General features: G+C 58.7%; 10 protein-coding genes. 5 read left to right on the top strand and 5 right to left on the bottom strand.

Features of this window, described 5'->3' with window-relative positions; all coding sequences use genetic code 11:
• Positions 1-107: 107 nt before the first annotated feature.
• From LPW13_RS06475 to LPW13_RS06465, 3 genes are read right to left on the bottom strand one after another with little or no spacing between them, the layout of a single operon-like run.
• Entirely contained in the window at positions 108-3,263 is a 3,156-nt protein-coding gene (locus tag LPW13_RS06475) for an efflux RND transporter permease subunit (RefSeq protein ID WP_230438629.1), read from the bottom strand.
• A complete protein-coding gene (locus LPW13_RS06470; RefSeq protein ID WP_230438628.1) occupies positions 3,260-4,585 on the bottom strand; it encodes an efflux RND transporter periplasmic adaptor subunit in 1,326 nt (441 codons plus the stop codon). Before LPW13_RS06470 ends, LPW13_RS06475 begins: the two co-directional genes overlap by 4 nt.
• Positions 4,585-6,033 carry an efflux transporter outer membrane subunit gene (locus LPW13_RS06465; RefSeq protein ID WP_230438627.1) on the bottom strand — a complete coding sequence of 483 codons (1,449 nt, stop codon included), beginning with the start codon at positions 6,031-6,033 and terminating at the stop codon, positions 4,585-4,587. The genes LPW13_RS06470 and LPW13_RS06465 overlap by 1 nt, the downstream gene beginning before the upstream one ends.
• Positions 6,034-6,313: 280 nt before the next feature.
• Here LPW13_RS06465 and LPW13_RS06460 point away from each other — a divergent pair, with 280 nt between their 5' ends.
• From LPW13_RS06460 to LPW13_RS06445, 4 genes are all read left to right on the top strand, one after another.
• Complete coding sequence (locus LPW13_RS06460; protein ID WP_230438626.1) at positions 6,314-7,501, top strand: acyl-CoA dehydrogenase; 1,188 nt, start codon at positions 6,314-6,316, stop codon at positions 7,499-7,501.
• A gap of 297 nt (positions 7,502-7,798) precedes the next feature.
• On the top strand, positions 7,799-8,416 hold the full coding sequence (locus tag LPW13_RS06455) for a trimeric intracellular cation channel family protein (RefSeq protein ID WP_230438625.1): 618 nt from the start codon (positions 7,799-7,801) through the stop codon (positions 8,414-8,416).
• A gap of 56 nt (positions 8,417-8,472) precedes the next feature.
• Entirely contained in the window at positions 8,473-10,263 is a 1,791-nt protein-coding gene (locus tag LPW13_RS06450; RefSeq protein ID WP_230438624.1) for an alpha/beta fold hydrolase, read from the top strand.
• A 99-nt stretch (positions 10,264-10,362) separates the two neighbouring features.
• Positions 10,363-11,223, top strand: a complete 861-nt coding sequence (locus LPW13_RS06445; RefSeq protein WP_230438623.1) for a sulfurtransferase — start codon at positions 10,363-10,365, stop codon at positions 11,221-11,223.
• A gap of 33 nt (positions 11,224-11,256) precedes the next feature.
• Here the strand turns inward: LPW13_RS06445 and msrA are convergent, their stop codons facing one another.
• Both msrA and LPW13_RS06435 read right to left on the bottom strand, forming a co-directional pair.
• Positions 11,257-11,886, bottom strand: coding sequence for a peptide-methionine (S)-S-oxide reductase MsrA (gene msrA, locus LPW13_RS06440; RefSeq protein ID WP_230438622.1), 630 nt, complete (start codon positions 11,884-11,886; stop codon positions 11,257-11,259).
• A 71-nt stretch (positions 11,887-11,957) separates the two neighbouring features.
• Entirely contained in the window at positions 11,958-12,575 is a 618-nt protein-coding gene (locus LPW13_RS06435) for a class I SAM-dependent methyltransferase (RefSeq protein ID WP_277611255.1), read from the bottom strand.
• 186 nt (positions 12,576-12,761) lie between these two features.
• Here LPW13_RS06435 and LPW13_RS06430 point away from each other — a divergent pair, with 186 nt between their 5' ends.
• Complete coding sequence (locus LPW13_RS06430) at positions 12,762-14,030, top strand: porin (protein ID WP_230438620.1); 1,269 nt, start codon at positions 12,762-12,764, stop codon at positions 14,028-14,030.
• The last annotated feature ends 20 nt before the right edge of the window (positions 14,031-14,050 follow it).

Genomic DNA, 14,050 nt, shown 5'->3' with positions numbered 1-14,050 from the left:
TCGCCGACGCTTTCGAAACCCCATCCCCAGCACTTTGCCTTAACACAAACCCGGTGAACGTCGGGTCAAAGTGCAATAGGTAAAATCTTAGGCGGAGCGCTGAGCAGCTACGAAGCTACCTTCCCCTGAGTTTTACTTTTCAAAAGTCCGAAAAGCGCGGGAATATCCTTGGAAAACATCAGATACAGACAAGGCACCAGCAACAGTGAGATGGTGGTTGCCGCCAGAATGCCATAGCCCAGCGACACCGCCATCGGAATCATAAACTTCGCCTGTACCGACGTTTCAAAAATCATCGGCATCAGGCCACAGAACGTGGTCACCGTGGTGAGAATAATCGGACGGAAACGCCGCGCTGCGGCCGCCTTGATCGCCTCGGTAATCGGTGTCCCCTCCTCCCGCAAACGGTTGCCATACTCGATCATCACCAGCGTATCGTTGATCACAACCCCCGCCAGCGCCACCATCCCCAGCAGGCTCACCATGCTGAGACCATAGCCCATGATCAGATGCCCCAACAGCGCACCGATCACCCCAAACGGAATCGCCACCATTACCGTCAGCGGCTGGATATAGCTCTTCAGCGGAATTGCCAGCAGAAAATACAGCGCAGCCAATGTCAGCGTAAAAGTCAGCCCCAGTGAAGCCAGCCCTTCACGTTCATCCCGCTGCCGTCCCTCGTAAGAAATGCTCAATCCCGGATACTGCGCTTGCAGGCGTGGCATCACGCTCTGGTTCAGCTCGTTGATCACCAGTGCCGCCTGATCTGCCGGAACCACTTCCGCGGTAACGGTGGTCACCCGCCGTCCCGCACGGCGATTGATGGTGGCATAGGCGCGGCCCTGATCCACTTCTACCAGATCCGGTAACGGCAGCCAGATACCATCGGCCGCCTGGATCATGATGTTGTTCACATCATCCAGTGTGACCCGTTCCGATTCCGGCAACCGCACCATCACTTTTACCTGATCCCGCCCGCGCTGCTGGCGCATGGCTTCAGCACCATACAAGGATGCGCGTAACTGACGCCCGATATCTTCGGCATTGAGACCGAGGCTTTTTGCGGTATCGGTCAGGGTCAGGTCCAGCTGTCGCTTGCCGAGAGAAACACCGGAGTCGATATCTCCCACCGCCGGAAACTCCCGTAGCGCAGTCGCCAGTTGCGCGGCGGCCTCTTCCAACAAATCCGTGTCCGTATGTCGCAACTCGACCGTGAGTGCCGGACCTGCACCGGGGCCGCCGCGATCACTGGCAAAACTGGAACTGAGCGCACCGGGAACAGGGCCCACTTCCTGCCGCCAGCGACGGACAAAGTCGCCGGTGGAAACTTCCCGCTGATCACCGGGCGTGAGGTAAACATCCACCTGGACCTGGTCATCGCGCACCAGCCCGCGCATGCCGATGAAAAACCCATCGCGCCCGACCTCTTCCAGAATCCGATCTGCAGCGCCCATGATTTGCTGACGGGCGCGATTCAGGTCTGCTTCTGCGGTACCGGGAGGAAATACCACCTCCACCCGGCCGGAATCCCGCTCCACCTTCGGCATCAGCGTAAAGCCCATACGCCCACTGCCGGCGTAAGCGGACATGAAGATGAGGATGGCAACGGAAACCGCGATGGTGATATATCGATGTTTGACGCAGGTATCCAGCGCGGGCTTGAAGCGTTTCTCCACAAAACGGTCTAGGCTGCGTGCAAGCATTTTCTGGCGCGCGGCAAAGCGACGCGCGGTGCGGCTTTTGTAACCGCGTTTGGAGTGCGCCAGGTGTCCGGGCAGGATGTACAGCGCTTCAATCCAGGAGATCACAAATACTGAAGCCACCACGAAGGGAATGATGCCGAAGATTTTGCCCATAAATCCGGGCAGCTCCATCAGCGGCAGGAAGGCGACGATGTTGGTGAGAATCGCAAATGTCAGTGGCACCGATACCTGTCGGGCACCGGCGACTGCGGCCTCGAGATTGCTGTAGCCTTTCTGTCGCCACTCGTGGATGTTTTCACCAGCGATGATGGCATCGTCCACCACGATACCGAGGGCGATGATGAACGCGAACATGCTCACCATATTGATGGAAATATCCATCGCCGGCAGGAACAACAGTGCACCGAGGAAGCTGGTGGGGATACCCAGGGTTACCCAGAATGCGAGACGCAATTCCAGAAATGCCCCCAGCACCACAAAAACCAACAGCAAGCCGAGAAAGCCGTTTTTCAACAGCAGCGACAGGCGCTCTTTAAAAATTTCAGAATCGTCATCGCGCACGCTGACCTGAATGCCCGGCGGCAGGGTCTGCTTCAATTCGTCGAGCACTTCGTGCGTGGCATCACTGACACTCATGGGGGTCTGATCGCCAATGCGGTATACATCGATACCCGCGGCGGGCTCGCCGTTGAATACCATATTGCGCGGCTCATCCACCAACGCATCGCGGATGGTGGCGATATCCTTGAGACGTACAGTCCCGCCTCCCGGACTGCGGGCAACGGTGATATCGCCAAACTGGCGCGCCCAGTCCCGGCGCTCGGTCACCCGCACCAGAATTTCACCGGCCTCGGATTTCACCCCGCCCGCCGGCACATCCACCGCGGCGTTACTGACCAGCTGTGCGACTTCAGGTAGGGACAGGTTGTAACGGCGCAGATCATCGCGGTGGATCTCTATCGCTACTTCGTAATCGCGCACACCGTAGGCTTCGAGCTGGGTGATATCCGGATGCGCCTCCAGCTGGTCGTGCACATGCATGACGTACTGACGCAGGGTGCGATCATCCACGTTGCCGTGCACCACCAGATCCAACACATCCCGCTTTCGTTCGGTCAAGCTCACTCGGGGGCGCTCGATGTCGGACGGGAAGGTAGTAATCCGATCGATCGCCGCCTGCACATTCTGGTAGACCTGGTTGGGATCGGCATCTTCTTCCAACTCCAGCGTCAACGAAGCGCTGCCTTCGCCAGCGCTGCCGCGCAGCTCCTTGATACCCACCAGCCCCTGTACCGCCTGCTCCGCGGCCACGAGCACACCGCGCTCGACTTCCTCCGGGCTGGCACCGGGATAGGAAATACTGACCGAGACCATATCCAGGCTGAACTCGGGAAATACCTCTTTCTTGATGGTGAAGGAAAACACCAGGCCGCCGAGAATCAGCACCAGCATCAACAGATTGGCGGTGACATGATTGTTGGCCATCCAGGCGATGGGGCCGTGGTGGGTATCCACGGCATGACGCTTGTGGCTGCGGCCTTTATTGTCGAGGGTACTCATCCGCGCTCTCCACCCTGGCGCAGACGATCAGCCGGACCGTGGTTGGAGGACTCTTCCGGCGGTACTTTCGGACGAGCGGCTTTGCCAGGATCAGGGTCCGCTTGCGGTTTTCCGGAATCTGTAGGCAAGCCGGGAGATTCACCGTTACGGCGATCGTCGCCGTGCGAACCACTGGCCGCTCGCGCTTCTTCCACGGTGCGTACCGGCATGCCATTGCTCACCGCCGCCAGACGGGTGGTGATCAGTGTTTCGCCACCCTGCAGGCCGGATTCGAGGACCACATGTGTCTCCGTCAGATGCGCAATCTTTACCGGCTGGATACGCACCTTTCCATTTTCCACTACCCAGACAACATCGCCATCGTGTAGTGCGGTGATGGGAATACGTACCTGTTGCCCGTCCGCGCGCCCGGTAATTTCTACCCGCGCGAGATCGTTCAGTAACAGCGGCGGCAGGTCCGGGTCCTCAATCCCCAATGGATCCTTCAACTCCACCAGCACCGTTGCCAGACGGCCCTGCTCTTCCAGCACCGGAATCACGCGCACAAACTGCCCCTGACGGTACTCGTTTTCTGCCCACTGACTGCCGTGAATGCGTACCTCGGCCCCCGGCGCATTCAGCTGGCGCAACTGGCTTGGCGGTACTTCCACCTCGATCTGAAAACGATCGGCACCGGCCAGGGTATACAGAACTGTTCCCGGTCCCACCCGATCACCGATATCCACCGAGCGGCTTACCAGCAAGGCGTTAAACGGCGCGCTCAGGCGGGTCAGGCGCAGATCCCGCCGGGCCAGGCTGACGTCGGCCTCTGCAGCATCCACCCGCGCACGCGCGGCGGCAAGCTGGGGCTCGCGCAACACCAGCGCGCTATCTGCGGCGGGCAGATCCGAGCCCAGCAAGGCGAACTCCTCCTGCGCGACGCGGCGCTGCCCCTCTTCCTGTTGCAGCTCTGCACGGCGTTCTGCCAGCGTACTGCGGGCAGATTGCAGGGCCAGTTGATAGGGTTCCTGCTCGATCTGCAGGAGCTCTTCCCCTTCGCGCAGGGTGGAGCCGGGACCGAGATCGTAATCCAGCCATTCCACGCGCCCTTCTACCTGGGGTTCGAGCTCAACCATTTCCCGCGCAGAGACTCTGCCCAGTGCTGTGACAGTGAGCGGATAGCGACCGTATTCCGCCGTCGCTACCTCCACCGTCACCGGCGGGGCGCGGTGCTCGCCCCGGCTCATGGTCGGCTTTTCACGCAGTAGCCAACTGGACAGAAACAACGCCAGCACGATCAGGGCGATGGGCAGCGCAATGCTCCAGTTGATTTTCTTCCACATCAGGATTCCTCCACCCGGTAAACTTCCAGCTGCAACGCCGGTGGATGCGGCAGATTATCCGCCGGTACGCCCCCGGACAGAGCGCGATACAGCGTTACCCGGTTTTCCAGTAATTCGCGACGCGCAGTCAGCAGCTGCCGCTTGAGAGATTGTTGGTTATCAGTAGCGGACAACACATTGAGAAAATCCACCGCGCCACGGGTGTAGGCACGCCGTTGACGTAGGGTAATCTGATCCGCCAGGGCTGTTCTTTCCTGCAGGTGTTCGATCCGCGTCTGGATCGCGCGCTCATTGATCAGCGCCTGCTCCACTTCAGAAAGCGCCTGCATAACGGTGTTGCGGTACGCCACCCAGCGCTCCTGCTCTACGGCTTCCTGCTGGCGCTGATCAGCGGCGAGTGCCCCGCCATCAAAGATGACGCCGTCAACCGCGGCAGTCAGGTTGGCCAACCAGTTTTCGGCTATATCCGACAGCGCAGTGCCACCGCCACTGAAGAAAAGACTGAGATTCAGGCTTGGCAGACGCTCCGCCCACGCCTGGTTCGCGAGGTAGTGCCCCTGTAACAGAGCGCGCTGGGCCTGACGGACATCGGGGCGGCGCAGCAACAAGTCCGCGGGTACACCGGTCTCCGGCATGGCCGGCAGTGCGGGTAGCACGCCCGTGGCTGTGCTGTAGTCGGGAAGGTTGTGCGGAGCTACGCCCAACAGCGCAGCGAGCTGGACCTCAAGCACCGCGGCATCCGCGCGTGCCTGATCCAATTCCTGCCGGGACTGCTCTACCAGCTGGCGCTGCTGCAATACATCCGCCGCGGTACTGACACCGCTGCCGAATCGCAACCCCAGGGCCTGAAGCGTTTTGCGGTTCAGTTCAAGCTGTTCCTGCAGCAACTGTACCTGGCCGCGCTGCTCCTGTAGCTGCATCCAAACACCGGCAACCTCTGCTGCCAGGGTGAGCGCAGCGGTCTGAAGCGCATCCTCCTGGCCCAGTCGATTGGCCTCCGCAGCGCGAGCGCCACTGCGTACGCGTCCCCACAGATCCACTTCATAGCTTGCGGCCAGACTACCGCTCCAGCTATTGCCCTCGTTTTCCCCTTCGGAAAAGTCGAAGCTATTGTTGGAGGCACGGCGCTGCTCGGTGTTCTCCAGACTCCCCGTCAACCGCGGCCAGAACCCGGCACGGGCGCGATCTGCCGCCGCATCCGCCTGCTGCAGGCGCCAGTAGGTAGCCTGCAGATCGGGATTGGCTTGCAAAGCCTGCTCCACCAACCGGGTCATCTGCGGATCACCAAAACTCTGCCACCAGCGCATATCCACCGGCATCTCGCCGCTGACACGGAACGCGGGCGGCAACCCGAGCGCGGCTGCGGGAACCTCGGTAGGCAGAGGCTGGCTGGCACAGGCTGACAGCAGGAAAACCGGGAAAAGGACAATGGCGCGTCGTAAAGACAACTTGAGACTCTCAATAACTTTTTGGCATATAAATTATTGAGCCAATTATGGATCCCGTCTGAGCAGGCGCAAGAGGATTTACGGTAGTTTACGTTTGTAAGCGGATAGTCTGCGCTCCTATAACTACCCTACCGGAGATTTCTCTGACTTTCCGGGAAAACGCCCGATAGCGCTGTGGCCGATGGGTCTGTTGGTTATCATGCTATCTGGTTGACCGGCCAATAAAAATGAAGATCGCACGGCGAGTACTCGCCAGCCACATGATGCTAAGGAACCAAACATGAGTAAAAACCAGCCTCTTTTGCACTGGGACGACATACTGTTGCTGGATCAGCAATTGAGCGACGAAGAGCGCATGATCCGTGACACCGCACGGGAGTACTGCCAGTCGAAGTTGATGCCGCGGGTCCTCGAGGCCAACCGGCACGAGATATTCGACCGCGAGATCATGGAAGAGATGGGAGCGTTGGGCCTGCTGGGATCTACCATTGACGGTTACGGCTGTGCCGGCCTGAACTATGTCTCCTACGGCCTGGTCGCGCGGGAAGTGGAACGGGTGGACTCAGGCTACCGCTCCGCCATGAGCGTGCAGTCCAGCCTGGTAATGCACCCGATTTACGCCTATGGCAGCGAAGCGCAGAAGGAAAAGTACCTGCCCAGGCTGGCGACCGGCGAATGGGTAGGCTGCTTCGGCCTCACCGAGCCCGATGCTGGTTCCGATCCCGGCGGCATGAAAACCCGGGCGAAAAAAGTAGACGGCGGCTATCGCCTGAACGGCTCAAAAATGTGGATCACCAACAGCCCGATCGCCGATGTCTTCGTGGTGTGGGCGAAGGATGATGAGGGCGATATCCGCGGCTTTGTGCTGGAAAAAGGCATGGAGGGCCTGAGTGCACCGAAGATCGAAGGCAAGTTCTCCCTGCGCGCCTCCATTACCGGCGAAATTGTAATGGACAATGTATTCGTGCCGGAAGACAACCGCTTCCCGGATATCAAAGGCCTGCGCGGCCCCTTCGGCTGCCTGAATCGCGCCCGTTATGGCATCTCCTGGGGCGCAATGGGGGCGGCGGAGTACTGCTGGCACGCAGCGCGTCAGTATGGCCTCGACCGCAAGCAGTTTGACCGCCCGCTGGCGCAGACTCAGCTGTTCCAGAAGAAACTGGCAGATATGCAGACGGAAATCGCGTTGGGCCTGCAGGGTTCCCTGCGCGTAGGCCGCATTATGGACGAACAGAAAAAGCACTTTGATCCGACCATGATTTCGCTGATCAAGCGCAATAACTGTGGCAAGGCGCTGGATATTGCCCGCACGGCCCGCGATATGCACGGCGGCAACGGTATTGCCGACGAATTCCATGTGATTCGCCATGTGATGAACCTGGAAGCGGTCAATACCTACGAAGGTACGCACGATGTACACGCACTGATCCTCGGCCGTGCTCAGACCGGTCTGCAGGCATTCTTCTAACCCCCTTTCCCTCCGGTACTCGCGGCGTTTTACCAATTGCCGCGAGTGTCATTTCCCCTCTCACGCTGTGCTTTCTTCAGATTCCGTGGCGGTACGTCTACCGGGGACAGCTTTGCAAGACACGCCGTACACCCATCCCTGGGGGCTCTACTGCGAGATCCCTCTCGCAGAAGGTCTCGCAAAGCTGTCCCCGGTAGACGCACCTTCCCATTGACTATCGCTTAATCAAATACAAAAACGCATAATCCGGGCTGAACTAAACTGGCATCGCTTCTTTTAGACCGGGATCTCTCATTTATGGAAACACTGCTGCAATGGTTTGACCTGATCGGCATTGTCGTCTTCGCCTTCACCGGCGTCTTGGCGGCCGGTCACAAGCAGATGGATCTATTTGGTGCAGTAGTGCTGGCCTGTGTTACCGCCACCGGCGGTGGCACCACGCGGGATATGATTCTCAACGTGCCGGTATTCTGGCTCGCCGAGAGCTACTACCTGTGGATCGCCGCAGCCACCGGGGTCATCAGTTTCTATCTGATTCGCTACCTGCAGGTCCCCATGCGCCTGCTGATGATCGCCGATGCCGCCGGGCTGGCGGTGTTTGTGGTGATCGGCACCCAGAAAGTCCTCGCCCTCGGCCACACCCCGGCGATCGCCATGGTCATGGGGGTGATGACGGGGACTTTCGGGGGGCTGATCCGGGACATTCTCTGCGGCGACATCCCCCTGCTGCTGCGCCGGGAAATTTATGCCACTGCGGCCTTGAGCGGCGCCGCCACTCTGGTAATACTGAACGATCTTGATGTGCTGCCCGGTGAGGCCGTGGTCGCCATCGCGGTACTGGTTACCCTGGGAATCCGCCTTGCCGCACTGCGCTGGAACCTGTCTGCGCCCATTGCCCGCATGCGCTCCCACTGACCGGCCACCAAAGCCTATCCACCGGCCGTTTGGCCAACTTGAAGTAAGGACGAGACGTGCGCGCCACAAGCTCACCAGCCACCAGACTGCTCTTTCACGCCCTGACCACACTGCACGGTAACTGCGCCAGATACTGCCGCGGGGTATTTTATGCCGCTGGTATCACCGTCTTGCTGTCCGTTACCACCGGCTGTGAACAGAAAGCGTCAGAAAGTGACGGGAAAACGGTGGTCGCCGAGCCCAGTCGCCTGATCCCCAAGCCCTGCTGGTTTGATACCGAGCGCGACTGGCCGACCACCCAGTGTTACATGATGGAGGTACCGGAAAATCATCAGAAACCGGCCGGACGACGCATTCAGTTTCCAGTGGTACGTTTTTTTGCCAACATCACCGACCCGGATAAAGAGCCGCTGCTCCACTTGGGCGCCGGCGGTCCCGGCGCCAGCATGGGGCTGGAAGCTGAAAATGTCAGTGACTGGTTATGGGCAAACTATGCCGACATGAGCGTGGATGACGGCCGCGACCTGATCGTGATCGACCCGCGCGGTACAGGTATGGCGACCCCCAAACTGTCCTGCACGGAATTTATCGAAGATGCGAACCTGGCCTTTACCCGCAACCTCAGCACCGATGAAGAGTCCCGGGTATTCACCTACAGTATGGAGCGGTGTTACAGCCGCCTGAGCAAAACTGCCGACCTGGCACACTACAATAGCAGCGCTATTGCCGCAGATATCGAAGCGTTGCGCCGGGCCATCGGCGTCCCCAAGCTCAACCTGTACGGCGTCTCCTATGCCAGCCGATACGCACTTACCGTGGCCCGTGACTTCCCCGATACGGTCCGTGCCATGGTGCTTAACAGCGCAGTTTTCCCTGAAATCATTTACACCCAGCAATTACCGCAAGATGTAATCGCTGCGTATCAACGGGGCCTCGACTACTGCAGCAAAGACAAGACGTGCGCGAAAGAATACCCCGACCTGAAACAACGCCTGGAAGCACTGGTACAGATATTGGATGAAGAACCGCTGACAGTAGAGACCAGCAATATCCAACCCGACGGCCCCTACCCCTTCGTGCTTACCGGACAACGCCTGCTGCGCGTACTGTTTCAGGCACTCTACAATGAGAGTTTTTACCGGCAACTGCCGGCCATCATTCAGGAACTGGAGTCCGGCCAGGCCACGCTACTGAAATCCTCCATCGCCAGCTTTATGGGGCTCGTGCTCGACCCCAACTTCGGTGATGCCGCCGGCATCAGCCACTTCTGCTATGAAGAGGCGCCGTTCGTGGATTTTGATCAGGCCCGGAGTACTGCCGCCAACAGCGGCATACTGGGTGGATCGGTGCGCTCGGACATTGATTTGATGCAGGTACAGTGTCGTATCTGGGCGATACCCTCAGCCTCGATGCGGGAGTCGCAACCGATCACCACACCGGTGCCGACGCTGATTATGCATGGGGGCCTGGATCCGGTACTTTCGGCCCGGGATGCGGAGAAGTCCGGCCGCAAATTGCCCCACCACCAGTGGCTGCTGTTCCCGGAACTCGCCCACGATGTGATCTCGGCCAGCGATTGTGCGGAAAAGGCTGCGGCCCAATTTCTGGATGACCCGCAACAGGCGGTGGTGGACGACGCAATCACATGCCGCAACGAAGAGCTTGCCCGACAAAAGGAGCTGGAGCAGAAACTCGCCGAAATGCGCAAGCAAGCGGACCAGGCCCTGCCAGTCGAAGAAGAAACCGTGCCCCCACAATCGGATCAGTCGCCGGCCGCTGCTCGTAAACCCACCCCGGCGCAGCCTCAGGGCGGCGCTGTTCCACCCAGGCAGCAGGAGTCCTTGTAGTCGGGTAACAGCCACTTTTTGTCCGCAATCAACGCTGGACAAACGCTCCCCAGGCGCTTAATTTGACCGTTATAACGACGATAAATAAATGCAGTAGCTATGAGCTTTCAGGGTGTGATCGAAACTGCCGAGCTGGCGGACCTGTTGGGAAATGACAAACTTGTCGTTCTCGACTGTCGCTACAATCTCGCCGACACAGAAGCCGGCGAGCGAGACTATTCTACAGCGCACATCCCCGGTGCGCGTTATGCCAGCCTGCACCGCGATCTTTCCGGCCCGGTACAGCGCTATGGCGGGCGCCACCCCCTGCCGGATGTAACCGCATTTACCGATTTCGCACGCCGTGCAGGGGTTCAAAAGGACACTCAAGTGGTTGTTTATGACGACCAACGCTGTGCCTTTGCGGCCAGAGCCTGGTGGTTACTGCGGCACTTCGGGCATCAGCAGGTCGCGATTTTGAATGGCGGCTTTAAGGCCTGGAAAGATGCAGGGTTACCGGTTCAGGAGGGGCCTGGCACCAAAGACGAGGCGCAGGTAAGCGACTTTATCGCATCCGCGCACCCTTCCGAGCTGCTGCATCACGATGATATTTATCCCTATCTGAACAATCCGCCGTGGCAACTGGTGGATGCACGCGAACCGCGGCGCTTTTCCGGTAACGAGGAACCTATCGACCCCATTGCCGGGCACATCCCCACTGCGGTCAACAAGCCCTGGGCACTGCTGACCAATGAAAATGGCTTCATCCGCCCGCTGTCGGAGCTGCGGGAGCACTGGCAGAGCATTCCGGCCGATGACGACATTCTGTGTTATTGCGGCTCCGGGGTCACTGCCTGTGTAAACCTGTTTTCCCTGTACCTGATCGGCCGCGAGGCGCGCCTGTATCCCGGTAGCTGGAGCGACTGGTGTGCGCAGATTCTTCACCCGCGCCATCAGCAAACGTCGGCCTCACAACCCTGAAACCGGCGTTCGCATCCCGTCTCGCCTCCTGAATCAACGAATCAGGCAGGCCCCGGTACCGGCCAGGCCGCAATAGCCATCGGGGTTCTTCGCCAGGTATTGCTGGTGGTCTTCCTCTGCATAATAAAACACCGGCGCCTGGCGGATTTCCGTGGTAATGCCCCCATAGCCCTTATCCTGCAAGGCCTGCTGAAATTCCCGCTGTGATGCCTGTGCCTGCTCCAGCTGGGTGTCACTGAAACAGTAAATACAGGAGCGGTACTGGGTACCAAGGTCATTCCCCTGGCGCATACCCTGGGTGGGGTCGTGCTCTTCCCAGAATCGTCTCAATAGCGCTTCATAACTTACCTTGGCAGGATCGAATACGACCAGCACTACCTCGGCATGGCCGGTGCCACCGGAACAGACTTCGCGATAATCGGGGTTCGGCGTATGGCCGCCGCTGTATCCGGCTGCTGTGCTGTATACGCCTTCAATCTCCCAGAACAGCCGCTCGGCGCCCCAGAAACACCCCATTCCGAAAACCGCCTGCTCCATGCCATCCGGAAACGGCGGCACCGTGGAATGACCTGAGACAAAGTGCTTGCCACTGACAGGCATAGGGGTATCACGGCCCGGCAAGGCCTCCTCTGCAGTGGGGATCTGGGTCTTGTCGTAATGCATGGGTTACCTCAGTAGTTGCTACTACAACTCAGTTTGGAGGGTAAAGAATAGCGGGACAGGGAAATGCCAGCCTACTCTCCGGCCAACATGATACAGCCGGACGCCTTCATGGGGCGCGAAGTCTGCCACTCAAAATATTGTGCATCCAGCTTTTCTTCTGCCCGTTGTGCCAGGCTGCGAAACGGGGAACGCCCCGGGTCGACCAGCATGACACGCCCGACGCCGGCGCGCAGCGCCCTGCGGGTAAGATTGTAGAGTGGAGCTTCAAGTTTGTCCCAGAAGCAGATATCGGTGCCGATCACTGCATCAAAATTGGCCAACTCCTTCTGGGTCACTTTCTCGTAACGGCATTGCCAGGTGGTAATCTCCACCTTGTTAAGTTCGGCATGGTATTCCGCAAACGGGAAAACGCTCTTGTCTGCATCCAGTGCCGTCACTTCCGCATCGAAAGCTTTGGCGCAGTAAATACCACCCAGTCCCCAGCCGCACCCCAGATCCAGTACACGGGCGCCCTTTTTAAGAGGGTGCTTTTTGAGGTAGTCCATGGTCAGACAGGAACTTCTCCAGAACTTATTACCATGCAGACTGGCCTCCCCCGCTTCACGCCGGAGCTTGCGCATATCGGGGTGGGCATTTTTACGGATGGTTAAACCATGCATTCGACGGCTGAGTGATCGGATATCCGCCAAGTTTCGCACTCCTGTCTTATTCCATAAATCGTTCAATCTTCGACAGATATTCTAAATAATTCGCATCGAAATAAACAAACCCCTGCCAATCCGCCACAGTGTACGCCTTCTGGTGCGTCGATTCAGTCGATTGGGCTACCTTTGCAGATATCCCGCAATCAGATTTCAAAAAGGATTTTTGGGGAAATGCGCAAAATAATTGTCGGCCCACTGCCACTGGCAGCAACCACGCTACTCGCAGTTTCTGCGGCCAAAGCGGTGCCAATCTATCAGTCCAATGAGGTCACCCTGTACATGGAGGGCTATTTTACCGCCCACATGGTGAATACTTTTGGCGATACAAAAATGCAGGATGGCGCCTCCCGTATCCGCTTTGGGCTGAACATCCCCGCCTACGACAATTGGGACACTGGGTTCAACCTCGAATGGGGTGTCCGGGCAATCAGCTCCGCCCAGGATCTGGTTATACAGGGTGACCAGCAGGCGCAACCGGGTGACAGAGATCAATCGCTCTATCTGCGCCAGGGGCACGCATTCGCCAAACACGAAAAATGGGGGGATTTCTCAGCAGGCAAACAATGGGGCGTCTATTACGAGGTGACCTACATTACCGACTGGTACAATGTGTCAGGTGGACTCGCCAGCGGTACCTATGGACTGAATTCGGACGGAGGGCCCGCGGGCACCGGCCGCGCCGACAGTGCGCTGGCCTGGCGTAAAAGCTGGAAATTTGACGCCGGGGAACTCAAGCTGGGTCTCCAGTACGCTGCCCATGTGGCGGACCTGGATATCATGGTCGATGACATACAGGGGCCGGATACGCAGCTCGTCTGTCCATCAGGGGATTGCGAGTACGGTTTGAGCCACGGTATTTCCCTCACCTATCGCACCGATATCGGCGACGGCCTTTTCTTCGGCGCGGCTTATAACCGGGTCAAACTGGATATTGCCAGCCAACGTGGGCTCATCTTTGACACCTCCGGTGATGAGCCGGTACTGATTTCCGACCGGTTTGCATTCAATTCAAGTAGCAACGACTGGGCCTCCGCTGTTGGCGCCTTCTATGGCAAGGGGGCATTCCAGCCCGGACTCTACGCTGCATTGGTGTACCAGCGCTCCCAGAACAACCAATTGGCACCCGTGGGCTCGGTAGAGGGCATCACAAACTTCTTCGATGCCAGGGGCTCGGAGTCCTTTATCAGCTACAGCTGGGGCCCCCAGAACTGCTACTCGGTCTACGGTGGCCACAACCTGCTGGAGTCCGACGACCCGGGGTTTGAGGCCGCACTGGTGCGGGCAAACAGATACAAGTTGCAACAGATATATCTCGGGTTTGAGTATCGCTGGACAGAACGCGTCAAGCTCTATATGGAGAACGCCTTCGACAACAGCAATGTTGTCGCGCGGCCGGAATTCGACAACTTTACCGCCGTCGGCATTCGCGTAGACATCTGATACCCTTGTGGCCAGACCTG

It is taken from the genome of Microbulbifer celer (assembly GCF_020991125.1).
GTDB classification, from domain to species: Bacteria; Pseudomonadota; Gammaproteobacteria; order Pseudomonadales; family Cellvibrionaceae; genus Microbulbifer; species Microbulbifer celer.
This window is presented reverse-complemented; position numbering and strand designations above follow the sequence as displayed.

Excerpts from the sequence above, each read along its gene's own strand:
- LPW13_RS06475 (WP_230438629.1), bottom strand. The coding sequence starts at position 3,263 with ATGAGTACCCTCGACAATAAAGGCCGCAGCCACAAGCGTCATGCCGTG.
- LPW13_RS06470 (WP_230438628.1), bottom strand. The coding sequence starts at position 4,585 with ATGTGGAAGAAAATCAACTGGAGCATTGCGCTGCCCATCGCCCTGATC.
- LPW13_RS06460 (WP_230438626.1), top strand. The coding sequence starts at position 6,314 with ATGAGTAAAAACCAGCCTCTTTTGCACTGGGACGACATACTGTTGCTG.
- LPW13_RS06455 (WP_230438625.1), top strand. The coding sequence starts at position 7,799 with ATGGAAACACTGCTGCAATGGTTTGACCTGATCGGCATTGTCGTCTTC.
- LPW13_RS06445 (WP_230438623.1), top strand. The coding sequence starts at position 10,363 with ATGAGCTTTCAGGGTGTGATCGAAACTGCCGAGCTGGCGGACCTGTTG.
- msrA (WP_230438622.1), bottom strand. The coding sequence starts at position 11,886 with ATGCATTACGACAAGACCCAGATCCCCACTGCAGAGGAGGCCTTGCCG.
- LPW13_RS06430 (WP_230438620.1), top strand. The coding sequence starts at position 12,762 with ATGCGCAAAATAATTGTCGGCCCACTGCCACTGGCAGCAACCACGCTA.